This is a genomic window from Pseudomonas folii (assembly GCF_014357575.1).
Classification (GTDB): domain Bacteria; phylum Pseudomonadota; class Gammaproteobacteria; order Pseudomonadales; family Pseudomonadaceae; genus Aquipseudomonas; species Aquipseudomonas folii.
The window spans coordinates 1-22,425 of sequence record NZ_JACONW010000065.1; the positions used below are offsets into that span (position 1 = coordinate 1).

At 58.9% G+C, this 22,425-nt stretch carries 17 protein-coding genes; 9 read left to right on the forward strand and 8 right to left on the reverse strand.

All coding sequences use genetic code 11. The features are described 5' to 3' along the window. The coding region (gene nadC, locus H8S59_RS14685; RefSeq protein WP_187521871.1) for a carboxylating nicotinate-nucleotide diphosphorylase at positions 1-842 on the reverse strand (842 nt) is incomplete at its 3' end. 359 nt (positions 843-1,201) lie between these two features. Between nadC and H8S59_RS14690 the strand changes: the two genes are divergently transcribed. The 3 genes from H8S59_RS14690 to ampE all read left to right on the forward strand — a co-directional run bounded on the left by H8S59_RS14690 (position 1,202) and on the right by ampE (position 5,102). Continuing rightward, positions 1,202-3,451, forward strand: coding sequence for a DUF1631 domain-containing protein (locus H8S59_RS14690; RefSeq protein WP_187521872.1), 2,250 nt, complete (start codon positions 1,202-1,204; stop codon positions 3,449-3,451). A 249-nt stretch (positions 3,452-3,700) separates the two neighbouring features. Beyond that, positions 3,701-4,249 carry a 1,6-anhydro-N-acetylmuramyl-L-alanine amidase AmpD gene (gene ampD, locus H8S59_RS14695; protein ID WP_095096516.1) on the forward strand — a complete coding sequence of 183 codons (549 nt, stop codon included), beginning with the start codon at positions 3,701-3,703 and terminating at the stop codon, positions 4,247-4,249. A 16-nt stretch (positions 4,250-4,265) separates the two neighbouring features. Beyond that, on the forward strand, positions 4,266-5,102 hold the full coding sequence (gene ampE, locus H8S59_RS14700) for a regulatory signaling modulator protein AmpE (protein WP_187521873.1): 837 nt from the start codon (positions 4,266-4,268) through the stop codon (positions 5,100-5,102). A gap of 172 nt (positions 5,103-5,274) precedes the next feature. Here the strand turns inward: ampE and H8S59_RS14705 are convergent, their stop codons facing one another. Both H8S59_RS14705 and cra read right to left on the reverse strand, forming a co-directional pair. After that, positions 5,275-6,060, reverse strand: a complete 786-nt coding sequence (locus H8S59_RS14705; protein WP_187521881.1) for a TatD family hydrolase — start codon at positions 6,058-6,060, stop codon at positions 5,275-5,277. Next, a complete protein-coding gene (gene cra, locus H8S59_RS14710; RefSeq protein ID WP_095096509.1) occupies positions 6,057-7,052 on the reverse strand; it encodes a catabolite repressor/activator in 996 nt (331 codons plus the stop codon). The genes H8S59_RS14705 and cra overlap by 4 nt, the downstream gene beginning before the upstream one ends. Positions 7,053-7,379: 327 nt before the next feature. Between cra and ptsP the strand changes: the two genes are divergently transcribed. From ptsP to H8S59_RS14735, 5 genes are all read left to right on the forward strand, one after another. Beyond that, positions 7,380-10,241 carry a phosphoenolpyruvate--protein phosphotransferase gene (ptsP, locus tag H8S59_RS14715; protein WP_187521874.1) on the forward strand — a complete coding sequence of 954 codons (2,862 nt, stop codon included), beginning with the start codon at positions 7,380-7,382 and terminating at the stop codon, positions 10,239-10,241. Continuing rightward, a complete protein-coding gene (gene pfkB, locus H8S59_RS14720) occupies positions 10,241-11,182 on the forward strand; it encodes a 1-phosphofructokinase (RefSeq protein ID WP_187521875.1) in 942 nt (313 codons plus the stop codon). The genes ptsP and pfkB overlap by 1 nt, the downstream gene beginning before the upstream one ends. A gap of 149 nt (positions 11,183-11,331) precedes the next feature. Further along, positions 11,332-13,062 (forward strand): PTS fructose-like transporter subunit IIB, encoded by a 1,731-nt coding sequence (locus H8S59_RS14725; protein ID WP_187521876.1) that lies wholly within the window; start codon positions 11,332-11,334, stop codon positions 13,060-13,062. Between the two features lie 300 nt (positions 13,063-13,362). Beyond that, entirely contained in the window at positions 13,363-14,925 is a 1,563-nt protein-coding gene (locus tag H8S59_RS14730) for an alkaline phosphatase D family protein (RefSeq protein WP_187521877.1), read from the forward strand. Positions 14,926-15,230: 305 nt separating this feature from the next. Further along, on the forward strand, positions 15,231-16,172 hold the full coding sequence (locus tag H8S59_RS14735; protein WP_095096492.1) for an AEC family transporter: 942 nt from the start codon (positions 15,231-15,233) through the stop codon (positions 16,170-16,172). Here the strand turns inward: H8S59_RS14735 and H8S59_RS14740 are convergent. The 5 genes from H8S59_RS14740 to gatC all read right to left on the reverse strand — a co-directional run bounded on the left by H8S59_RS14740 (position 16,169) and on the right by gatC (position 20,994). After that, complete coding sequence (locus H8S59_RS14740) at positions 16,169-17,236, reverse strand: calcium/sodium antiporter (RefSeq protein WP_187521882.1); 1,068 nt, start codon at positions 17,234-17,236, stop codon at positions 16,169-16,171. The genes H8S59_RS14735 and H8S59_RS14740 overlap by 4 nt on opposite strands. Before the next feature lie 29 nt (positions 17,237-17,265). After that, positions 17,266-17,643: a septal ring lytic transglycosylase RlpA family protein gene (locus tag H8S59_RS14745; protein ID WP_095096488.1), complete on the reverse strand. Its 378-nt coding sequence runs from the start codon at positions 17,641-17,643 to the stop codon at positions 17,266-17,268. 138 nt (positions 17,644-17,781) lie between these two features. Continuing rightward, positions 17,782-19,227, reverse strand: a complete 1,446-nt coding sequence (gene gatB / locus H8S59_RS14750; RefSeq protein ID WP_095096485.1) for an Asp-tRNA(Asn)/Glu-tRNA(Gln) amidotransferase subunit GatB — start codon at positions 19,225-19,227, stop codon at positions 17,782-17,784. 12 nt (positions 19,228-19,239) lie between these two features. Then, positions 19,240-20,691: an Asp-tRNA(Asn)/Glu-tRNA(Gln) amidotransferase subunit GatA gene (gene gatA, locus H8S59_RS14755; protein WP_187521878.1), complete on the reverse strand. Its 1,452-nt coding sequence runs from the start codon at positions 20,689-20,691 to the stop codon at positions 19,240-19,242. Positions 20,692-20,706: 15 nt separating this feature from the next. Beyond that, positions 20,707-20,994: an Asp-tRNA(Asn)/Glu-tRNA(Gln) amidotransferase subunit GatC gene (gene gatC, locus H8S59_RS14760; RefSeq protein WP_087264913.1), complete on the reverse strand. Its 288-nt coding sequence runs from the start codon at positions 20,992-20,994 to the stop codon at positions 20,707-20,709. 208 nt (positions 20,995-21,202) lie between these two features. On the opposite strand from gatC, the gene mreB reads away from it, so the two are divergent. Beyond that, positions 21,203-22,240: a rod shape-determining protein MreB gene (gene mreB / locus H8S59_RS14765; RefSeq protein WP_020292894.1), complete on the forward strand. Its 1,038-nt coding sequence runs from the start codon at positions 21,203-21,205 to the stop codon at positions 22,238-22,240. Positions 22,241-22,425 lie beyond the last annotated feature (185 nt).

Consider the following 22,425-nt stretch of genomic DNA (forward strand, 5'->3'; position numbering starts at 1 on the left):
CTCAACCGCATCGACAGATCCACCGCCTTCACATCCTTGGTCATCGCGCCAATCGAAATGTAATCCACGCCGGTTTCGGCAATTACCAGCAATGTGTCGTCGTTGATCCCGCCGCTGGCTTCCAGCTTTGCCCGGCCGGCATTGAGGCGTACCGCTTCGCGCATGTCGTCGAGGCTTAGTTCGTCGAGCATGACGATGTCGGCCCCGGCATCCAGCGCCTCCCGCAACTCGTCTAGACTTTCTACTTCGATCTCCACCGGTTTACCCGGCGCGATCTTGTGCGCGGCGGTGATGGCCTGGGCAATGCCGCCACAGGCGGCGATGTGGTTTTCCTTGATCAGGAAGGCGTCGAACAGACCAATGCGGTGGTTGTGGCAACCGCCGCAGGTCACGGCGTATTTTTGTGCGAGGCGCAGGCCCGGCAGGGTTTTGCGGGTGTCCAGCAATTTGACCTGGGTATTGGCGACAATGTCTGCGTAATGCCGGGCTTTAGTGGCCACCCCTGAAAGCATCTGCAGAAAGTTGAGGGCACTGCGCTCGCCCGTCAGCAGTGAGCGAGCCGGGCCTTCCACATGGAACAGCGCCTGATTGGGTTGAACCCGATCACCGTCCGTCACCTGCCAGTGCACCGCGACCCGCGGGTCCAGTTGCCGGAATACCGCATCCACCCAGGCCGTTCCGGCAATAACCGCAGCGTCCCGGGAGATAACCGTGGCTTTAGCCAGACGTTCGGCGGGAATCAACTGGGCGGTGATGTCGCCACTGCCGACGTCTTCCAGCAACGCACGCCGTACGTTGGCTTCGATTTCTGCGGTGAGGGTGGCGAGTTTCAGGTTCGGCATAGCGGACTCCATTTAAGGTGAGCCGAGTATAAAGCAGGTCGTCGCCGGAACTCACGGCGCCCCATCTACTGCGGGCGTTTGCTTGTCCTTAAGTGGATGACAGTTGGTCGGTTTTTTACATTTCGTTGCGATGGAACGGGTTTTTCGCGGTCTATCCTTGCACGCGTCAATCCGCTAGCCGGAGACGAAATGTAAAGAACAAGACATCTCTGGCAGATCGGATATATTTTAAATGTCGCGACTTGTATTTGACGTCACAGGTTTGACGTGTGGCGAAATGAATGGGGGGGTCGCTTCACATGCCCGGGATATGGCCCGGCTTGTGATGGGATCAATGACGTTGCCTGGCAGGTGGCTTGATGCAAAACGACGAGAATGTTGTGCCGTTAACTAAAGCTAATCCCGACCTGGCGTCTCATTCGCCCCTCGCGCGCCTGCCTGTCGTTTTGCTGCAGGTCCGTGACAAGGCCGCCCAGCAACTCAAGGACGCCTTGCAGGAGCTGTTCGACAATGCCGACGACACGCTGTTTGATATGGCGGATCGTGCGCAGAGCAATTCCGAGCAAAATAATTTCTTTGAAGCCATGCGCGACCTGCGCCTCAAGCGCAAAAGCATCGAGCGTGCGTTTCTCGACAAGTTTTATGACGCCTTTTTGCGCCTGGGCCAGTATCAGGTCTCCGAGCCCGTTATCGCGACGCCGGTGTCGTTCGACAAACTGTCGCTAGTGCACAACGACGATCTGGAAAAGACCGTCGCCGTTGATGCGATGGTGACCAAGGTGCTCAGCCGTGACGGCACTGCGCTTTCCCAACTGACCACGCGTCTGAACCAGTTGGTCACTCAGCCCCTGACCAATGAAGCCAACCCAATGGGTCCGGCGATGCTGTGTGATTATTTCCTGCAGGCCGGGCGCAGCCTTGGCGTGGGTATAAAGGTCAAGCTGATCGTGCTCAAGCTGTTTGAGAAGTACGTGCTGGCTGACACTGATGATCTGTACAGCGAGGCTAACCAACTTTTGATCGCTACCGGCGTTTTGCCAGAACTCAAAGCGGTGCCAGCGCGTCGCTCCACTGATCGCAGCACTCGTCCTAGCCGCAGCGTCGAGCCATTTGCCGATCCGCTTCTGGCACAGACAGCGGACAAACTCGACAAAGGTGTACACGACGTTTTCTCGGCCTTGCAGGAGCTGTTGCTGCAAGTGCGCGGTAATCTCGTGCCGCGTCACGAGCCCAGTGCAGAAGCCCGGCCGATTTCCAGCCAGGATCTGCTGCGTCTGTTGTCGCACATGCAGCAATATGTTCCTTCGTCGGATTTGCCGGAAGATTTCGATCTGCGCAACCAGTTGGAACAGTTGCTCACCCGTGTCAGCGTCAAGAGCGGCAAATTCCGCGTGGTGGGCGTGGGTGACGAAGACGTCATCAACCTGATCGCCATGCTGTTTGAATTCATTCTCGATGACCGCAATCTGCCGCCCTCGCTGCGTGCGTTGATCGGTCGCCTGCAAATCCCGATGCTCAAAGTTGCGGTTATCGACAAGAGCTTTTTCAGTCGAGGCAGCCATCCGGCGCGACGTCTGCTCAATGAGATCGCTTCTGCGGCGTTGGGCTGGGGCGGTCGTGATGACTATCAGCGCGACTCGCTTTATGTCCGCGTCGAGCAGATCGTGCAGCGTTTGCTGAACGATTTTGTTGATGATCCGGCGATCTTTTCCGAGCTGTTGGTGGACTTTCTCGCTTTCACCAGCGATGAGCGTCGCCGCAGCGAATTGCTTGAACAGCGCACCCGTGATGCCGAAGAAGGCCGTGCACGTGCCGAGTTGGCCCGTCAGCGGGTTCAGCAGGAATTGAATCAACGCCTGCTCGGCAAAGTCTTGCCTGAAGTGGTCGTGCGTTTGCTGCAGGAAGCCTGGAGCAAAGTGTTGCTGCTGACTTGCCTCAAACACGGTGATGATTCTGTTGAGTGGCAGGCTGGACTGGCCGCCATGGATGATCTGGTCTGGAGTGTCGAGCTGCACGAAGAACCTGAAGCCAGGCAGCGTTTGCTGGATCTGGTGCCGGGCTTGCTCAAAGCGCTGCGTGAAGGCCTGACCAGCGCCGCGTTCGATCCGTTCGCGACCAGTGAGTTTTTCAGTCAACTGGAAGTGCTGCACGTGCAGGCGTTTCAGCATTTCTCGCGCACCCAGGACGACGCGGCCCAAGGCTCGTCCGAGTCTGCCGAAGCCGAGGAACCGCATGGTCCGGCGATGATTCAGGTGGTCGAAGAGATCGTCTTGATTGCCCCCGGCGAACAGGTTTTCAACGAGCCTGCTTCACGTCTACCGGAAGATGACGCGGGTCTGGCTCAGGTCGACAAGCTGCGTTTGGGCGGCTGGGTAGAAATTCAGGAAGACGAAGAACACAAACTGCGCTGCAAGCTGGCGGCTATCGTCGAGCCGAGCGGTCGTTATGTATTCGTTAACCGCACGGGCATGAAAGTCCTGGAAAAGACCCGAATGGGTCTGGCCCTGGAGTTCCGTCGCGGCACCATCCGCATGCTCGACGACGCCTTGCTGTTTGATCGTGCGCTGGAGTCGGTGTTGGGTAACTTGCGCAAGCTCAAGGGCGCGTAAGGCCGAGCCGCCACGAACCGTAGGACCGGCTTTAGCCGGGAGGACATTTGCCCTGACGAAGCTAATGTGGCGAATGGGCCGACCCTCTCCCGGCTAAAGCCAGTCCTACGGGGCTCTGTATATAAGTCGCTCATTGGGATTTCTTAACTCCAGACCCTTCCTACCCAATCCTCATCCATTTACACCCTCCCTATTTCTCTCATAGCGGGCATACTTGTCCCTGTCGATTTATCCGCGCAAGGAACCTTCATGCAGCTCGATTGTGCAAGCGGCTGGTGCCATGGCATCCATCACTGCCCATCGCCCAACTTCAATGCGCGCCCTGCGGGTGAAATCTCTTTATTGGTGATTCACAACATCAGTCTGCCACCTGCCCAGTTCAAGACCGGCAAGGTGCAGGCTTTTTTTCAGAATCAACTGGATGTCACCGAGCATCCCTATTTTGAAGGGATTGCAGATCTGCGCGTGTCGGCGCATTTTCTGATCGAGCGGGACGGGGAGGTGACTCAGTTCGTTTCCTGTCTGGATCGGGCCTGGCATGCTGGCGTATCGGTTTTCGAGGGGCGGGAAACCTGCAATGATTTTTCCGTTGGCATCGAGCTTGAGGGCACCGACGAGCAGCCGTTTACGGACGCGCAATACGCCGCCCTGATTGATTTGACCCGTCAGCTACAGTCAGCGTACCCGGCGATCAGCAGCGCTCGTATTTGTGGCCATAGCGACATTGCGCCGGGTCGAAAGACTGACCCGGGGCCATTTTTTGACTGGTCGCGTTTCAAAGCGGCCTTGCAGGTTTGAAGTGAGGGACAGGTAAATGAGTTTTCTGGTGTTACTGCTGGCGGTCTTGATCGAAAAGTTTTCGGCCTTGCGTGAGCGTGTCCAGCGAGATGGTATCTGGCGGTCTGAACTGGCCAGGCTTGAAGCCAGCCCGCGCATGGCGTCGCACCCTTGGTTGATTCTCGGGTTGAGTGTGTTGCTGCCGGTGTTGCTGGTGGCATTGATTCTGGTGGTCCTGGGTTCAGTCGCCAACGGCTGGCTGGCATTGCCGGTGCATTTGCTGGTGTTGATCTACAGCCTGGGGCGTGGCGATCTGATTGCCGCGCTCGGCCCGTTTCGTGACGCTTGCCGCCGCGGTGACGAGCAGGCTGCGGTGCATGTTGCCGAGCGCGACATGGGTGTGCTGGCCGACAACAGCGAAGATTTGCTCAAAGGCGTGCAGGGCCACTTGTTATGGCAGGCTTATCAAAGCTTCTTTGCGGTGATTTTCTGGTACTTCCTGCTGGGGCCGGTAGCCGCGTTGGCTTACCGTTTGCTGGCGCTCGCTGCCGAGCATGGCAAGACTCCAGGCGTGTCAGAAAACGCCGCTCAACTGCGTCATGCTTTCGACTGGATTCCGGTACGCCTGCTGGCGGCAAGCTTTGCCTTGGTGGGTAACTTCGTTGCGGTCACTCGGGTGATGTTGCATGAACTGCTCAACTGGGATATCAGCGCAGCCCAGTTGATTGCGAAAGTCGGCTGTGTGGCTGGAGAGGTTCCTGCGCCTGTGGTGGGGGCAGAAGGCGTCAACAGCCTCGATGTGCTCTGGGAGTTGCTGATCCGCGCCGCGATTGTCTGGTACGCCGGGTTTGCGTTGTGGACGTTGCTGGTTTGAGGGGAGGCTGCAACTCCATTGAATTGGAATGCCTCACACAGTAGACGCTGATGACGTGGGACCGGCTTCAGCCGGGAAAGCTGCCTGGAAAATGCTACATATTCAGCGGCTGTCCCGGCCTCTTCCCGGCTAAAGCCGGTACCACGTCAACGTGCCGGAAACGGCATTTCAATCAAATCCAGCCAAATAACTCGTTGGCATTCCGGGTACTCACCTCAGCCAACCGCTCGGGCGCAACTTCCATCAACCCAGCCAGCGCTTCACAGATCTCCGGCAAATGCTCCGGACTGTTGCGCTGGCCTGGATACATGGCGGGTGCCATGTCCGGCGAGTCGGTTTCCAGCACGATACTGTCCAGCGGCAGTTCGGCGATAACCCGATGCATGCGTAGCGCTTGAGGCCAGGTCGCGGCACCGCCGAGGCCGAGTTTGAAACCCAGTTTGATGTATTCACGTGCTTCTTCACGACTCCCGGCGAACGCATGAATAATGCCGCTGCGCTTGAGCTTGAAGCGTTTGAGGGTAGCGATCACGTCGGCGTGGCTGCGACGGACATGCAGCAGCGCGGGCAGGTTGAAGTCCGCAGCCAGCTGTAATTGCGCCTCGAAAACCTGTTGCTGACGCGGGCGATCCAGGGTTTCAACGTAATAATCCAGGCCAATTTCCCCCACCGCACATAATTGCGGGTGACCTTGCAGGCGCGTCAGCCAGTCAGCCAATTGGTCGAGATGTTCGGGCTGATGCTCGTCGATGTACACCGGATGCAGGCCGAATGCGGCGTGCAGCGATGGGTTCGCCAGTGTCAGGTCCCAGACACGCTGCCAGTTGCGCTCGTACACCCCCAGCACGACCATGCGCTCGACGCCCAGCGTCCGGCAGTGGTCGAGAATCGCTGCTCGATCTGCATCGAAATCGTCGAAATCCAGATGCGTGTGGGTGTCGATGAGCGTCACATTCAGTCCTCGTGAATGCGCTGTTTGAAGGTTCGCACGATGGCATGTACGCCCGGTTCATACTGATTTTTTTCAATCGCAGCCAAGGCCAGGTCCAGTGCAGCGCTGGCAATCAACTGGTGTTGCTGGGCCATGGCATTGACCGGTAGCGGCAGGAAGTCCAGCAACTGCGTATCACCAAAAGTGCCCAGATGAAATTGCGCCGGGTTCACGGCGCGACTTTGCAGCGCGTCGAAAACCCCCTGCAACAGGACGTACGAGGTGGTGACCAATGCGTCCGGGAAATCACCCAGCCGCTCAAAAATATCCTGCATCAATTGTTGGCCGCACTGCCTGCTGAATGCATCGCCATGCTCGATGATCACCGAGCCTTCGAAGCCCGCCAGCGCATCCTCGAAACCGCTGGCCCTGGCACGGCTGATGCTCAGCTCCGGTCGGGCGCCAATCAGCGCGATGTGCCTGGGTTTCGTCTGCAACAGACTACGAGTCAGCTGCAGGCTGGCGTCGTGGTCGTCGCTGACGACTGAGCAAAAGTGTCGGGCGTCCATTTCCCGGTCGATGGCGATGACCGGCATGCCTTTATCCTGTAGCTCGCGATAGCTGTCATCACTGGCGGGCAGGCAGCTGGCAACAAACAGCGCGTCACAGCGCCGCGCACGGAATAGCTGGAGTAGTTGCAGCTCGCTGACGGGGTCATCGTCGGAACTGGCGATCAGCAATTGATAGCCGTGCGCCCGTGCACCCTGTTCCAGCAGCTTGGCGATCCGCGCGTAACTGGGGTTTTCCAGGTCGGGCAGGATAAATCCCAGGGTGCGGGTGTGCCGGCTGCGCAAGCCTGCGGCCTGGGGGTTCGGACGAAAGCCGTGCTCTTCGACGACTGCCTGAACGCGCTCGACGGTAGCGTTGCTGATGCGTTGTTGTTCGGCCTTTCCGTTGATCACGTAACTGGCCGTGGTGACGGAGACTCCCGCCAGACGTGCAATATCACTGAGCTTCACTCGTGATTCCTTTTGTTATGGATGCCTCATCAGAGAAGATTCTCACCGAAAGTGGCCGATCTGCACAGCAGACCATCGTCCACCCTCAATGTTCTCAGGTTTATTTGCGTTTGCCGGGCTACATTGGAGCTCGTGCTCTTCAACCTGCAGAGATAATCGAGTAACGTGCCGCAACTTAGATTAAACGTTTCAGCAACTTTTTTGGTTGCTGTTGTCATAGGCATACCTTTGATCGTTTATCTGTTTCATCACCTAAGCTGTCGATCAAACCGTGATCGTCCTTAAAACAAGAATCAGGCGCGTGCCCGCGCTGTACAGGAGACAGGCATGCTCGAGCTCACTGTTGAGCAAATATCCATGGCCCAGACGGCTGTGGATAAACCCGCCGCTTTGCAATTGCTTGCCGAACTGCTGGTTGCCGATGGCCTGGTTGCCGACGGCTACCTGACCGGTTTGCAGAACCGCGAAAAACAAGGCTCGACCTTTCTCGGTCAGGGCATCGCAATCCCCCACGGAACCCCCGAAACCCGCGACCAGGTCTTTTCCACCGGCGTGCGCCTCATGCAGTTTCCCGAGGGCGTGGATTGGGGCGACGGCCACATGGTCTATCTGGCCATTGGTATCGCTGCTAAATCCGACGAGCATTTACGCCTCTTGCAACTCCTGACGCGTGCCCTTGGCGAAAACGATATTGGCGAAGCCCTGCGTCAGGCCGAGAGCCCTGAAGCGCTGCTCAAACTGTTGCAAGGCGCGCCGCAAGAGCTGGCCCTTGATAGCCAGTTGATCAGCCTTGGGGTTACCGCGGACGATTTCGAGGAGCTGGTCTGGCGTGGTGCACGTTTGCTACGTAAGGCCGATTGCGTCGATAACGGCTTCGCTGCCGTGCTCCAGCAGGTTGAAGCCTTGTCTCTGGGTGATGGCCTGTGGTGGCTGCACAGCGAACAGACCGTCAAACGCCCAGGACTGGCGTTCGTCACGCCGGACAAGCCGATTCGTTATCTCGGGCAGCCGCTCACCGGGTTGTTCTGCCTCGCCAGTCTGGGCGAAGCGCATCAGACGTTGCTTGAGCGTTTGTGCTCCCTGCTGATTGAAGGCCGCGGCCATGAACTGGGCCACGCCACCAGCAATCGCGCGGTGCTTGAGGCACTGGGCGGTGAAGTGCCTGCTGAATGGCCGACCCAGCATGTGACGCTGGCTAACGCCCATGGCTTGCACGCTCGTCCGGCGAAGATCCTGGCGCAACTGGCCAAGGAGTTTGAAGGCGATATTCGTGTTCGCGTGCTGGACACCGGCGAGAGCGCGGTCTCCGCCAAGAGTTTGAGCAAACTGCTGAGCCTGGGCGCTCGCCGTGGCCAGGTGCTGGAGTTCATTGCCGAGCCGAGTGTCGCCGCCGATGCGCTGCCTGCTTTGTTGGCTGCCGTCGAGCAAGGTCTGGGCGAAGAAGTCGAACCGCTACCGACCGCAACATCGCCGACACCGGCTGCGGCAGTCGTCGCCCCGGAAATGCCCGCGCCGGTGGATGGTGCTCAAATCACCGCGGTGCCAGCATCGCCGGGTATCGCCATCGGCCCTGCGCATATTCAGGTGCTGCAAGCCTTCGACTACCCGTTGCAGGGCGAATCGGCGGCCATCGAGCGCGAACGTTTGGAAAAAGCCCTGAACGAAGTGCGTCAGGACATTCAGGGCCTGATTCAGCGCAGCAAGGCCAAGGCGATCCGCGAGATTTTCATCACCCACGTCGAAATGCTCGACGACCCCGAGCTGATCAACGAAGTCATCCTGCGCCTCAAACAGGGCGAGAGCGCTGCGGCGGCCTGGGACAATGTGATCGACAGCGCGGCGCGTCAGCAGGAACAGCTGCAGGACGTGCTTCTGGCTGAGCGCGCAGCGGATTTGCGTGATGTTGGCCGTCGCGTACTGGCGCAGATTTGCGGCATCGAAAACGTTGCTGCCCCGGACGAACCCTACATTCTCGTAATGGATGAAGTCGGCCCCTCCGATGTGGCGCGACTTGATCCCGCTCAAGTGGCTGGCATTCTGACTGCGCGTGGTGGCGCCACAGCGCACAGCGCTATTGTGGCCCGCGCCTTGGGCATTCCCGCACTGGTAGGTGCCGGTGACGGCGTGCTGTTGCTCAAGCCGGGAACGGTGCTGTTGCTCGACGGCCAGAAAGGGCGCCTGACTGTGGCGCCAGATGCTGAGACATTGCAGCGTGCTGCCGAAGATCGCGATAACCGCGAACAACGTCTGCAAGCCGCTGCCGCGAAACGCATGGAGCCTGCACTGACTGTCGACGGCCATGCCGTTGAAGTGTTCGCCAACATTGGCGATAGCGCCGGTACACCCGCTGCGGTAGAGCAGGGCGCGGAAGGCATCGGGCTGCTGCGTACCGAATTGCTGTTCATGGCCCACTCGCAGGCGCCGGACGAGGCGACTCAGGAAGCTGAATACCGTCGCGTGCTGGACGATCTGCAAGGCCGTCCTCTGGTGGTTCGTACGCTGGACGTCGGCGGCGATAAACCGCTGCCTTACTGGCCCATCGACAAAGAGGAAAACCCCTTCCTCGGTGTGCGCGGCATTCGTCTGACCCTGCAACGTCCGCAGGTCATGGAGAGCCAGCTGCGCGCCTTGTTGCGCGCCGCTGACAATCGTCCGCTGCGCATCATGTTCCCGATGGTCGGCACCGTTGAAGAATGGCGTCAGGCGCGGGACATGACACTGCGTCTTCGGGAAGAAATCCCGGTTGCGGACTTGCAGATCGGCATCATGATCGAAGTGCCGTCGGCCGCGTTGCTTGCTCCCGTGCTGGCCAAAGAAGTGGACTTCTTCAGTGTCGGCACCAACGACCTGACCCAATACACCATGGCCATCGACCGCGGTCACCCGACCTTGTCGGCACAGGCTGACGGCCTGCACCCGGCTGTGTTGCAACTGATCGACATCACCGTGCGTGCGGCTCATGCCAATGGCAAGTGGGTGGGTATTTGCGGCGAACTGGCGGCGGATCCGCTGGCAGTACCGGTGCTGGTCGGCCTTGGCGTCGATGAGTTGAGCGTCTCGGCGCGCAGCATCGGTGAAGTCAAAGCCTGCGTGCGTGAATTGAATTTGAGTACGGCGAAGCAACTGGCGCAGAACGCGCTGACGGTGGGCAGTGCCGCCGAAGTGCGTGCCCTTGTGGAGGCTTTGTAATGGCCAAGATACTGACCCTGACCATGAACCCCGCGTTGGACCTGACCGTGCAGTTGGGACCGTTGCAACTCGGACAAGTCAACCGCAGCGAAGCCATGCTCAGCCATGCGGCGGGCAAAGGTTTGAACGTTGCCCAGGTGCTGGCTGATCTGGGGCATCAAGTGACCGTCGCTGGCTTTCTTGGCGTCGACAATCAGCAACCGTTCGAGGCGCTTTTTACGCGTCGCGGCTTTGTCGATGAGTTCGTTCGCGTGCCGGGTGAAACCCGCAGCAACATCAAGCTGGCAGAGCAGAGCGGGCGTATCACCGACCTGAATGGCCCCGGCCCAATGGTCAGCGAAGAGGCACAGCAAGCGCTGTATGCCCGTGTTGAACAGATCGCGACGCAGTTTGACGCGGTTGTGGTTGCAGGCAGCCTGCCGCGTGGTGTCAGCCCGGAATGGCTGCACAAGTTGCTGGTCCGTCTCAAGGATCTTGGTCTGAAGGTCGCGCTGGACAGCAGTGGTCTGGCCTTGCGTGCCGGCCTCGCGGCGGGTCCGTGGCTGATCAAACCCAATACCGAAGAACTGGCCGATGCGCTGGATGCGCCGATCATTTCCATCGCCGCTCAGGCCGAAGCCGCCGCCAGCCTGCGTGCCCGAGGCATTGAGCATGTGGTGATCTCGCAGGGATCCGAAGGTGTGCATTGGTTCAGCGCCGAGACCGCGTTGCAGTCGCTGCCGCCGAAAGTCACCGTCGCGAGCACCGTGGGTGCTGGAGACTCGCTGCTGGCGGGTATGGTGCACGGCTTGCTCAGTGGCCATCCGGCTCAACAAACCCTGCGCACTGCCACGGCGATCGCTGCCATGGCGGTGACCCAGATCGGGTTTGGCATTACCGATAACGCACAGCTTAAAAAGCTCGAAGGCGGCGTGAACGTTCGCACTTTGGCGGAAAGATAAAGGAACCGGCCACTGCATGGTCGGTGTAGGAGCTGCCGAAGGCTGCGATAAGGTGTGTCAGACACGCCGCTTTCGCAGCCTTCGGCAGCTCCTACAGAATGCATTCCAATCAACTTGGTTATGCGCTGTTTAATAAGAGAGGCCAGGTAATGAAATTAGCCATTGTGACAGCCTGCCCGAACGGCAAGGTCAGCAGCGTTCTCAGTGCGAGGCTGCTGGATGCCGCCGCCCAGCGTATGGGCTGGAGCACTTGCGTCGAGGTCTTTGATCCGCGCAACCCGACACAGGTTTTGTCTGCCCAGGAAATTGCTGACGCCGACTGGATCCTGGTGGTCAACACCGGTGAAGTCGATCTGTCCCGCTTTGTGGGCAAGCGTCTGTTCCAGGACTCTCCCGCCCATGCGCTGCAAGACGTGGACGGTTTCCTGCATCGGGCGTCCGAGCAGGCCAACGTCTACGAGGCATCTGCCGTCGTAGAGCCTGCAGCGACTGGCGCCGTACCGCGCATCGTCGCGGTTACCGCGTGCCCGACGGGCGTTGCGCATACCTTCATGGCTGCTGAGGCCATTCAGCAGGCAGCCAAGCGTCTGGGGTACGAGCTTCAGGTTGAGACTCAAGGCTCGGTGGGCGCTCGTAATCCCCTCAGCGCTCAGGCGATTGCCGACGCTGATGTGGTATTGCTGGCGGCCGATATTGAAGTGGCTACCGAGCGCTTCGCGGGCAAACGTATTTATCGCTGCGGCACCGGTATTGCACTCAAGCAATCCGACGCCACGCTGAAAAAAGCGCTGGCTGAAGCTCAGGTGGAATCTTCTGGCAGTGCATCGACTGCACCGGCCAAACAGGAGAAAACCGGCGTCTACAAACACTTGCTGACTGGCGTGTCGTACATGCTGCCGATGGTGGTGGCGGGCGGTTTGCTGATCGCACTGTCGTTTGTGTTCGGCATTGAGGCGTTCAAGGAGCCAGGCACCCTGGCTGCAATCCTGAAGCAAGTGGGTGATGCTGCCTTTACGTTGATGGTCCCTTTGCTGGCCGGGTATATCGCCTACTCCATCGCCGATCGTCCGGGCCTGGCTCCCGGCATGATCGGTGGTCTGCTGGCGAGCACCCTCGGCGCAGGTTTCATCGGCGGGATCGCAGCGGGTTTCATCGCGGGCTACAGCGCCTGGGCAATCAATCGCTACGTTCGTTTGCCTGCCAGTGTCGAGGCGCTCAAGCCGATTCTGATTATCCCGTTACTCGCCAGTCTGGTCACTGGCCTGCTGATGATTTACGCGGTAGGCGGGCCCGTCGCAGGGCTGCTGGAAAGCCTGACGGTGTTCCTCAACAGCATGGGCACCACCAACGCGATTCTGCTGGGCGTGCTGCTCGGCGCAATGATGTGTGTCGATCTGGGCGGCCCGATCAACAAAGCGTCCTACGCGTTCTCGGTGGGGTTGCTGGCGTCCCAGAGCTATGCGCCAATGGCCGCTGCCATGGCTGCGGGCATGGTTCCGCCGATTGGTATGGGCATCGCCAGCTTCATCGCCCGCCGTAAATTCGCTCAGAGCGAGCGGGAAGCGGGCAAGGCTGCGTTTGTGCTGGGGCTGTGTTTCATCTCCGAAGGCGCGATTCCGTTTGCTGCGAAAGACCCGTTGCGGGTGATTCCAGCCAGTATTGCCGGTGGCGCGTTGACCGGAGCATTGTCGATGTACTTCGGCTGCAAACTGATGGCTCCGCACGGCGGCTTGTTCGTGATGCTGATCCCGAATGCCATCAACCATGCGCTGCTGTATCTGCTGGCGATTGTCGCAGGGAGCGTGGTGACAGGCGTGACGTACGCGTTGCTCAAGCGGCCGGAAGTGGCTGAGATGGAGGTTGCGCCAGCGCAGGCGTGATTAGCACCTTGGCCTGGTAATGCGATATCCCCGGTAGGAGCGAAGTTGTTCGCGAGGCGGCATGCCTGAAGAACCGCGTCAGCCTTTCTCGCCAACAAGTTGGCTCCTACCTTTGAGCGCAGTAGGCCTGAGACTGCGCAATGCCTGGGTAGGAGCGAACTTGTTCGCGAGGCGATGTGACAGACACGCCGCCTCTCGCCAACAAGTTGGCTCCTACCGGTTCAATGTCTGCCTCACTGTCATATTTCCCCAATCTTGCACTGCTAGCTTTCCCCTTTACCTTCAACAAGGGGACCCTCCATGACTCAGTTCGATCCGACACGTCGCCGCATCATTCAGGCTGCTGGCGCAGGCTTGCTTTTGCCCGGTCTGACGCCAGCCGTTATCGCTTCGATTCAGGACCGGCCGAAAATCACTGACGGTGTGCAGTCCGGTGACGTGCTGGGCGATCGGGCGATGGTCTGGAGTCGCAGTGATCGACCGTCGCGCATGGTGGTGGAGTGGGACACTCGCAGTATGTTCACCAACCCGCGTCGTGTGGTTTCAGCCCTTGCTGATCAGCGCACCGACTTTACTGCGCGAGTCGAGCTGAGTGGATTGCCCACCGATCAGGCGATTTTCTACCGCGTGCAATTCGAAGATGCTCAGTCGGGCGTAGCCAGTGAACCCTGGTTCGGCCATCTGCGCAGCGTGCCGCAACAGCGCCGGGATCTGCGGTTTGTCTGGAGTGGCGACACGGTAGGCCAGGGCTTCGGCATTAACCCGGATGTGGGTGGCATGCGTATCTATGAAGCCATGCGTCTGCGCCTGCCGGATTTCTTTATCCACAGCGGCGACACCATCTATGCCGACGGCCCGGTTCCGGCGCAGGTCGTCACGGAAGGCGGACGCATCTGGCGCAATATCACCACCGAAGCCAAGAGCAAGGTCGCGGAAACCCTCGACGAGTATCGCGGTGCTTATCGCTACAATCTGATGGATGACAACTTGCGCCGCTTCAACGCGGAAGTGCCGCAAATCTGGCAGTGGGACGACCACGAAGTGACCAATAACTGGTCCTCGAGCAAACAACTGGACGACCGCTACAAGGTCAAGGACATCCAGTTGCTGGCGTCCCGTGGCCGACAGGCGTTTCTGGAATACGCGCCCATGCGCTTGCAGGAAGCGGATAACGGCGGGCGTATCTATCGCAAGATGAGTTACGGGCCGATGCTGGACGTGTTCGTGCTGGACATGCGCAGCTATCGCGACGGTAACGATGCCAACCTGGCTGATAAACCGGGGCCTACCACGGCTTTTCTGGGGCGCACGCAGTTGGACTGGCTGAAAAGCGGGCTCAAGAACTCCACCGCACAATGGAAAGTGATCGCTGCCGACATGCCGATTGGTCTGGGCGTACCGGATGGCGAAGTCAGCCCTAGTGTGGCGCGCTGGGAAGCCATTGCCAACGGCCAGGACGGCCCTGCGGCTGGTCGCGAACTGGAAGTCGCCGAACTGTTGACGTATATGCGTGCACAGAAAATCCGCGACTGTGTATGGCTGACCGCCGATGTGCATTATTGCGCGGCGCATCACTACCAACCTGACCGGGCAGTGTTTCAGGACTTCGATCCGTTCTGGGAGTTTGTGGCCGGGCCTTTGAACGCCGGGAGCTTTGGTCCTAACGCTCTGGACAAAACCTTCGGCCCTGAACTGGTTTTCCAAAAGGCCCCGCCTGCGCAAAACACCTCGCCGTTTGCCGGTTTTCAGTTTTTTGGTGAAGTGAACATCGACGGGCAAAGCTCGGAGATGACCGTGACCTTGCGGGATCTGGATGGGGTTTCGGTGTTCGAGAAAAAACTGGTGCCCGCCAGGGACGCATGAAGACAAACAGTATTCTGGATCTGGATGAATGCTCTTGTGGGGATTCTATGTAGATCTGCAAGCTGACGTGGGACCGGCTTTAGCCGGGAAGGCTGCATTTCTGGCGATCAAGATGTAGTGGATATACGAGCCTCTTCCCGGCTAAAGCCGGTCCCACGTCGTAATGTCAGCTTGCGTGACGGCTTGGCATTTTCCACAGAGGCCACTCGGCATTGGTTGTACCGAAGCACTCCAGAAATTCCTTGTAACGCTATCGTCTATGCTGGCTTATCATTAGCCACCTAACGACGGGGCAGGGTTCGACGATGCTGGACATTTTCTATCAGACCCTGGCTATCACCGCACCGGTTTTCGCCATGCTGTTCCTGGGTGTGCTGCTCAAGCGCATCAACTGGATCGACGACAGTTTCATCATGACTGCGTCGAGTCTGGTGTTTAACGTGACGATGCCCGCGCTGTTGTTTCTCGGCATCATCCACGCTGATTTGCGTCAAGCCTTGCAGCCATCGCTGCTGATTTTCTTCACCATCATCACCCTGGCCGGTTTCGCCTTTGCGTGGGGCTGGGCGATCTGGCGCGTGCCGCTGGTCGACCGTGGGGTTTTTGTTCAGGGCGCCTTTCGTGGCAACAACGGCGTAATCGGACTGGCACTGGCCGCCAGCATGTACGGCGACTACGGTATTTCCCTGGGAGCGATCCTTGCGGCGCTGGTCATCCTTTTCTACAACGCGCTCTCGACCATTGTGCTCGCGGTGTACAGCCCGGTAATCAAATCCGACCCGTGGAGCCTGTTCAAAAGCGTGCTGGGCAACCCGCTGATCATCAGCATCATCCTTGCCTCGCCGTTCGCCTACTTCAAGATCGGGCTGCCGCACTGGATCGAGACGTCGGGCAATTACCTTGCGCAGATGACCCTGCCTCTGGCGCTGATCTGTATCGGCGGCACGTTGTCGCTGAGTTCGCTGCATCAGAGTGGCAAGCTGGCCGTCAGCGCCAGCGTGATGAAGATGGTCACTTTGCCGGTGTTGTCTACGCTGGCAGCCTGGCTGTGTGGTTTTCGCGGGCCGGAGTTGGGGATTCTGTTCCTGTACTTCGCCAGTCCGACCGCTGCGTCCAGCTACGTCATGGCCCGGGCGGCCAATGGCAATCATGTGCTGGCGGCCGCGATTATCGTGATCACCACACTGGCGGCCGCGGTGACCACCAATATCGGGATTTTTATCCTGCAATGGGGCGGCTGGATCTAGTGCTGGCGTCGCCATGCTCTGATGGTGCTGAAGACAATCATCACCGCGAACACCGGCAGGACAAATTGCACCATTAGCCGCTCCAGTTTGTCGGCCAGCGGCATGCCGGTGGTAAACGACACAATGTGCAGCCCGTACGCCAGATACAGTGTCAGCAGCATCAACCCTTCAATCCGGGTGATTCGGTAGCCGGAGTAGAATAACGGCATGCACAGGGCTGCTACGCCAAGCATCACGGGCAGGTCAAAATCCAGCGCGTTGGGCGAGACGGACAGCGGCACTGGTGCGATTAATGCGGTGATGCCCAGCACGCCCAGCAGATTGAACAGATTGCTGCCAATCACGTTGCCCACGGCGATATCACGCTCGCCACGCAGGGCGGCAATCAATGAAGTGGTCAGGGCGGGCAGGGATGTACTGACTGCGATCACGGTGAGGCCAATCACCCGTTCAGACAAACCAAGATCCATCGCGATCACCACCGACGCTGCCACCAGCAGGTGACTGCCCAGCACCACGCAGGCTATCCCGGTAAACAATGCCCCGAGACGTAGCAGTACCTGGCCTGTTTTGCGGGAGTGCTCGGACCCACTTGACTGGCGGTAGGCAAAGCGCTGCCCGGATTGGCGCAGGACGATCAGCAGGTAGACCAGCAGGCCCACAAGCAGAATCGCGCCATCGAGAGCGCCCAGCACACCGTTCCAGGAAAGGGCCAGCACTAATGCGCTGGCGACCACCATCAGCGGGATTTCCAGGCGTACCAATTGCCGTGTAACCCGCAATGGGATGATCAAGGCGCACAGGCCAAGGGTGACCAGCACATTGAAGATAGTGCTGCCTACCACGCTGCCCACAGCGATATCGGCGCTGGAGGTGAAGGCTGCTTGCAAGCCGACTGCCATTTGCGGTGCGCTGCTGCCCAGTGCGACAAATGTCAGACCAATGAACAAGGGGCGCACGCCAAGGGTGGTTGCCAGACTCACGGCAGCGCGCACTGAGAGTTCGGCTCCGATCAGCAGCAACAGCAGGCCGCATATCCATTGAAGGACGTCGGGAAACGGCAGGGATGAGAGTTCGAGAATTCGGGGCGTCCTTAGTCGCTCAGACTTTGTACACGCACAGGCGCGGTGCCACTGCGCAGCATACCGATTTGCTCGGCGGCAGCACGTGACAAATCAATCAATCGACCACGAGTGTGAGGACCGCGATCGTTGATCCGGACGATAACGGTCTTATCGTTATCCAGGTTGGTGACTCTGACCCGCGTGCCAAAGGGCAATTGGCGATGGGCCGCAGTGAGTCCATTCTGATCAAAGGGTTCGCCACTGGCGGTACGGTTGCCGTGATGCCGGGCGCCGTAATAGGAGGCATTGCCGGTTTCGTTGTAACCGCGAGGATCTATGATCTGATTCTGGCTGGCGCAGCCAACCAGGAAGGTGAACAGGGCTGTGGTGCCGAGAAGCCGCAGCATGGGTTGCGATCCTTGAGATTTTTGAGACTACCGCATCTCCCTGTAGGAGCTGCCGAAGGCTGCGAAGGTATGTGTCTGACACACCGCCTCGCAGCCTTCGACAGCTCCTGCAGGGAATGTCCGGCAGGAGCTTTTAAATCAACCTTCCAGCTTCTTCTTCAGCAGTTCATTGACCTGCTGCGGGTTGGCTTTGCCTTTGGAGACTTTCATCGCCTGACCGACGAAGAAGCCGAACATCTTGCCGCGTTTGGCTTCATCAGCAGCGCGGTACTGTTCGACCTGCTCGGCGTTGGCCGCGAGCATCTCGTCAAGCATCGACTCGATGGCACCGCTGTCAGTCACCTGCTTCAAGCCGCGCTTTTCGATGATCTCATCGGCGCTACCTTCACCATTGGCCATGGCCTCGAAAACCATTTTCGCGATTTTGCCGGAAATGGTGTTGTCGGTGATGCGCTTGAGCATGCCGCCCAATTGCTCGGCGCTGACCGGCGATTCTTCGATTTCCAGGCCTTGCTTGTTCAGCAAGCTGCCCAGTTCGACCATGACCCAGTTAGCAGCCAGTTTGGCGTCGCCGCTGATGCTGACCACTTGCTCGAAGTAATCCGCCTGCTCGCGGCTGGAGGCCAGCACGCTGGCGTCATAGGCCGACAGGCTGAACTGGCTCTGGAAGCGCTCGCGTTTCTGCGGAGGCAACTCCGGCAGCGTGGCGCGGGTTTCTTCGATGAACGAATCTTCGATCACCACTGGCAGCAGGTCCGGATCGGGGAAGTAACGGTAATCGTTGGCTTCCTCTTTGCTGCGCATGGCGCGGGTTTCGTCTTTGTTCGGATCGTAAAGACGGGTCTGCTGCACGACTTTGCCGCCATCTTCGATCAGGTCGATCTGACGCTGGATTTCGCTGTTGATCGCCTTCTCGATGAAGCGGAACGAGTTGACGTTCTTGATCTCGCAGCGAGTCCCGAATTCAACCTGGCCTTTTGGACGGATCGACACGTTACAGTCGCAGCGCAGCGAGCCTTCCGCCATGTTGCCATCGCAGATGCCCAGATAACGAACCAGCGCGTGCATGGCTTTGACGTAAGCCACTGCCTCCTTGGCCGAACGCATATCCGGCTCGGAAACGATTTCCAGCAGCGGAGTGCCTGCGCGGTTCAGGTCGATGCCGGTCATGCCGCTGAAGTCTTCGTGCAGGCTTTTGCCTGCGTCTTCTTCAAGGTGCGCGCGGGTGATGCCCACACGTTTGACGGTGCCGTCTTCCAGGGTGATGTCCAGATGGCCTTTGCCGACAATCGGCAATTCCATCTGGCTGATCTGATAGCCCTTGGGCAGGTCAGGATAGAAGTAGTTCTTGCGGGCAAACACGTTGTGCTGGCCGATCTCGGCATCTACCGCCAGACCGAACTTGACGGCCATGCGCACGGCTTCTTTATTGAGCACCGGCAATACGCCGGGCATGCCCAGGTCAACCAGGCTGGCCTGCGTGTTGGGCTCGGAGCCGAACGCGATGGCGCTGCCGGAGAAAATCTTCGATTGGGTCGAAAGCTGGGTGTGAATCTCCAGCCCGATTACGACTTCCCATTGCATTGTGTTTTCTCCTTAGAAGCCGTCAGGCGTGCGCAGATGCCAATCGGTGACTTGCTGATATTGATGAGCAACGTTCAGCAAGCGGCCTTCCTGGAAATACGGGGCGAGCAATTGCACGCCTACCGGCAGACCGTCGGCAAAGCCTGCTGGCATGGACAAGCCCGGCAGACCCGCAAGGTTGGCGGTGATGGTGTAGAAGTCTTCCAGATACTCGGCGACCGGGTCGTTGGTCTTGGCGCCGATTTTCCAGGCCGGGTTAGGCGTGGTCGGGCCGAGGATCACGTCGACTTCGGCGAAAGCGCTCATGAAATCGTTCTTGATCAGGCGACGGATTTTTTGCGCCTGCAAGTAGTAGGCGTCGTAATAGCCAGCTGAGAGCGCGTAGGCACCGACCAGAATCCGGCGTTGTACTTCCGGGCCAAAGCCTTCGGCGCGGGAGCGTTCGTACAGGTCGGTAAGGTCTTTTGGTTCTTCGCAGCGATGGCCGAAACGCACGCCGTCAAAGCGCGACAGGTTGGACGAGGCTTCTGCCGGAGCGATCACGTAATAGGCCGGGATGCCGTGTTGCAGGTTTGGCAGGCTGATTTCCTTGACCACGGCACCGAGTTTCTTCAGCTCGTCGACGCTGGCCATGACCATATCTGCAATGCGCGGATCTAGACCGGCACTGAAATATTCCTTTGGAAGACCGATGCGCAGGCCCTGCAGCGAGCCGTTGAGGCTGGCGCTGTAATCCGGTACAGGCTCGTCGATGCTGGTGGAGTCCAGCGGGTCGAAACCAGCCATGCCTTGCAGCAGAAGCGCGCAGTCTTCAGCACTGCGCGCCAGCGGACCCGCCTGATCGAGGCTCGACGCATAGGCGATCATGCCCCAGCGCGAAATACGACCGTAGGTCGGTTTCAAGCCAGTCAGGTTAGTCAGTGCGGCCGGTTGGCGAATCGAGCCGCCGGTATCGGTGCCGGTGGCGGCCGGCAGCAGACGCGCAGCCACTGCAGCCGCCGAACCGCCTGAGGAACCGCCCGGTACATGGTCAAGATTCCATGGGTTTTTCACCGCGCCGTAGTGGCTGGACTCGTTGGCCGAACCCATGGCGAATTCGTCCATGTTGGTCTTGCCAAGGGTCACAGTGCCCGCAGCGGCCAGTTTGGCCACGACCGTGGCGTCGTACGGCGCCTTGAAGTTATCGAGCATCTTCGACGCGCAACTGGTACGGATACCTTGCGTGCAGAACAGGTCCTTGTGAGCCAGTGGTGCGCCCAGCAATGGATTGTTTTCACCGGCGGCGCGACGGGCATCAGCGGCCTGCGCCTGGGTGATGGCCAGGTCTTCGGTGAGGGTAATGAAGCTATTGAGCTGTGGATCCAGCTGCGTGATACGCGCCAGCAGGACACGGGTCAATTCTTCGGAAGAAAACTTTTTATCGGCGAGTCCGCGGGCGATCTCGGCCAGAGTCATTTGATGCATTGAAGGCACATTCCCTTAGTCGATGACTTTTGGAACCAGATAAAGGCCGTCTTGGACCGCTGGTGCGATGGCTTGGTAGGTTTCCCGGCGATTTCGCTCGGTGACCACATCTTCGCGCAGGCGTTGGGACGCTTCGAGGGGGTGGGCGAGGGGTTCAATACCGGTGGTATCGACCGCTTGCATCTGGTCAACCAGCCCAAGAATGCTGTTTAGTGCTTCGGTAGTACGCGGGATATCGGCGTCATTCAGGCGAATTCGCGCCAGATGAGCGATCTTTTCCACGTCGGAGCGATCAAGCGCCATGGGTTTCTCCAGTGGAATGACTACGGATTGGATCCGTGTGGTAGATTGAGGAACACTATCGCATTTCTACGGTCAGAAGGCCGCGAACGTCGAGGGTCGTGCTTGGAAAAACAGCTAATTTAGCATATTGGCTCCTTGCCCAAAATCCCTGTCGTTGTTAGAGTTTGCCGCACTTTTTTACCCACGCGTTCCCTAGGGTCCCTTTCCCATGTTCAAGAAACTGCGTGGCATGTTTTCCAGCGATCTGTCTATCGACCTGGGCACTGCCAACACCCTTATTTACGTGCGTGAGCGCGGCATCGTTCTGAATGAACCATCAGTTGTGGCCATTCGGACCCACGGAAACCAGAAAAGCGTCGTTGCTGTCGGGATGGAAGCCAAGCGCATGCTCGGCCGTACCCCGGGCAACATCGCCGCTATTCGCCCAATGAAAGACGGCGTTATCGCCGACTTCAGCGTTTGCGAAAAAATGCTGCAGTACTTCATCAACAAGGTTCATGAAAACAGCTTCCTGCAGCCAAGCCCGCGGGTGTTGATCTGCGTACCGTGCAAATCCACTCAGGTTGAGCGACGCGCCATTCGCGAGTCGGCCCTGGGTGCTGGTGCCCGTGAAGTGTTCCTGATCGAAGAACCAATGGCCGCTGCCATCGGTGCTGGTCTGCCGGTTGAAGAAGCTCGCGGTTCGATGGTTGTCGACATCGGTGGCGGTACCACTGAAATCGCTCTGATCTCGCTCAACGGTGTGGTTTATGCCGAATCCGTGCGAGTTGGCGGCGACCGTTTCGACGAAGCGATCATCACCTACGTGCGTCGTAACTACGGCAGCCTGATCGGCGAATCCACTGCCGAGCGCATCAAGCAGGAAATCGGTACTGCCTACCCGGGCGGTGAAGTGCGTGAAGTCGACGTGCGTGGCCGTAACCTGGCTGAAGGCGTTCCACGTGCTTTCACCCTGAATTCCAACGAAGTGCTGGAAGCGCTGCAGGAATCTCTCGCAACGATCGTCCAGGCCGTGAAAAGCGCCCTGGAGCAATCGCCTCCGGAGCTGGCATCGGATATCGCTGAGCGCGGTCTGGTGTTGACCGGTGGTGGCGCCTTGCTGCGTGATCTGGACAAATTGCTGGCTCAGGAAACGGGTCTGCCGGTGATCGTTGCCGAAGATCCGCTGACCTGCGTAGCGCGTGGCGGTGGCCGTGCGCTGGAAATGATGGATAAGCACACGATGGATCTGCTCTCAAGCGAGTAACTCGCCAGCAGGACCTATCATGCATCCTTATGTGTACAGGTAGCGATTTGGCTACCTGTATGCGTTAGGCTGACGCCAAAATATGGCGTTACTTTTTCCACCTGTTCAAGCCGGTTGCGTATCCATGAATAACAACAACCGATTGGAATCTTGCTTCGGAGGAGCGGCCTATTAAACCGCTTTTC

What these genes read in the sequence shown, in the direction of transcription:
- H8S59_RS14690 (WP_187521872.1), top strand. Translation starts at nt 1,202, where the DNA reads ATGCAAAACGACGAGAATGTTGTGCCGTTAACTAAAGCTAATCCCGAC.
- ampD (WP_095096516.1), top strand. Translation starts at nt 3,701, where the DNA reads ATGCAGCTCGATTGTGCAAGCGGCTGGTGCCATGGCATCCATCACTGC.
- ampE (WP_187521873.1), top strand. Translation starts at nt 4,266, where the DNA reads ATGAGTTTTCTGGTGTTACTGCTGGCGGTCTTGATCGAAAAGTTTTCG.
- ptsP (WP_187521874.1), top strand. Translation starts at nt 7,380, where the DNA reads ATGCTCGAGCTCACTGTTGAGCAAATATCCATGGCCCAGACGGCTGTG.
- pfkB (WP_187521875.1), top strand. Translation starts at nt 10,241, where the DNA reads ATGGCCAAGATACTGACCCTGACCATGAACCCCGCGTTGGACCTGACC.
- H8S59_RS14725 (WP_187521876.1), top strand. Translation starts at nt 11,332, where the DNA reads ATGAAATTAGCCATTGTGACAGCCTGCCCGAACGGCAAGGTCAGCAGC.
- H8S59_RS14730 (WP_187521877.1), top strand. Translation starts at nt 13,363, where the DNA reads ATGACTCAGTTCGATCCGACACGTCGCCGCATCATTCAGGCTGCTGGC.
- H8S59_RS14735 (WP_095096492.1), top strand. Translation starts at nt 15,231, where the DNA reads ATGCTGGACATTTTCTATCAGACCCTGGCTATCACCGCACCGGTTTTC.
- H8S59_RS14745 (WP_095096488.1), bottom strand. Translation starts at nt 17,643, where the DNA reads ATGCTGCGGCTTCTCGGCACCACAGCCCTGTTCACCTTCCTGGTTGGC.
- gatB (WP_095096485.1), bottom strand. Translation starts at nt 19,227, where the DNA reads ATGCAATGGGAAGTCGTAATCGGGCTGGAGATTCACACCCAGCTTTCG.
- gatA (WP_187521878.1), bottom strand. Translation starts at nt 20,691, where the DNA reads ATGCATCAAATGACTCTGGCCGAGATCGCCCGCGGACTCGCCGATAAA.
- gatC (WP_087264913.1), bottom strand. Translation starts at nt 20,994, where the DNA reads ATGGCGCTTGATCGCTCCGACGTGGAAAAGATCGCTCATCTGGCGCGA.
- mreB (WP_020292894.1), top strand. Translation starts at nt 21,203, where the DNA reads ATGTTCAAGAAACTGCGTGGCATGTTTTCCAGCGATCTGTCTATCGAC.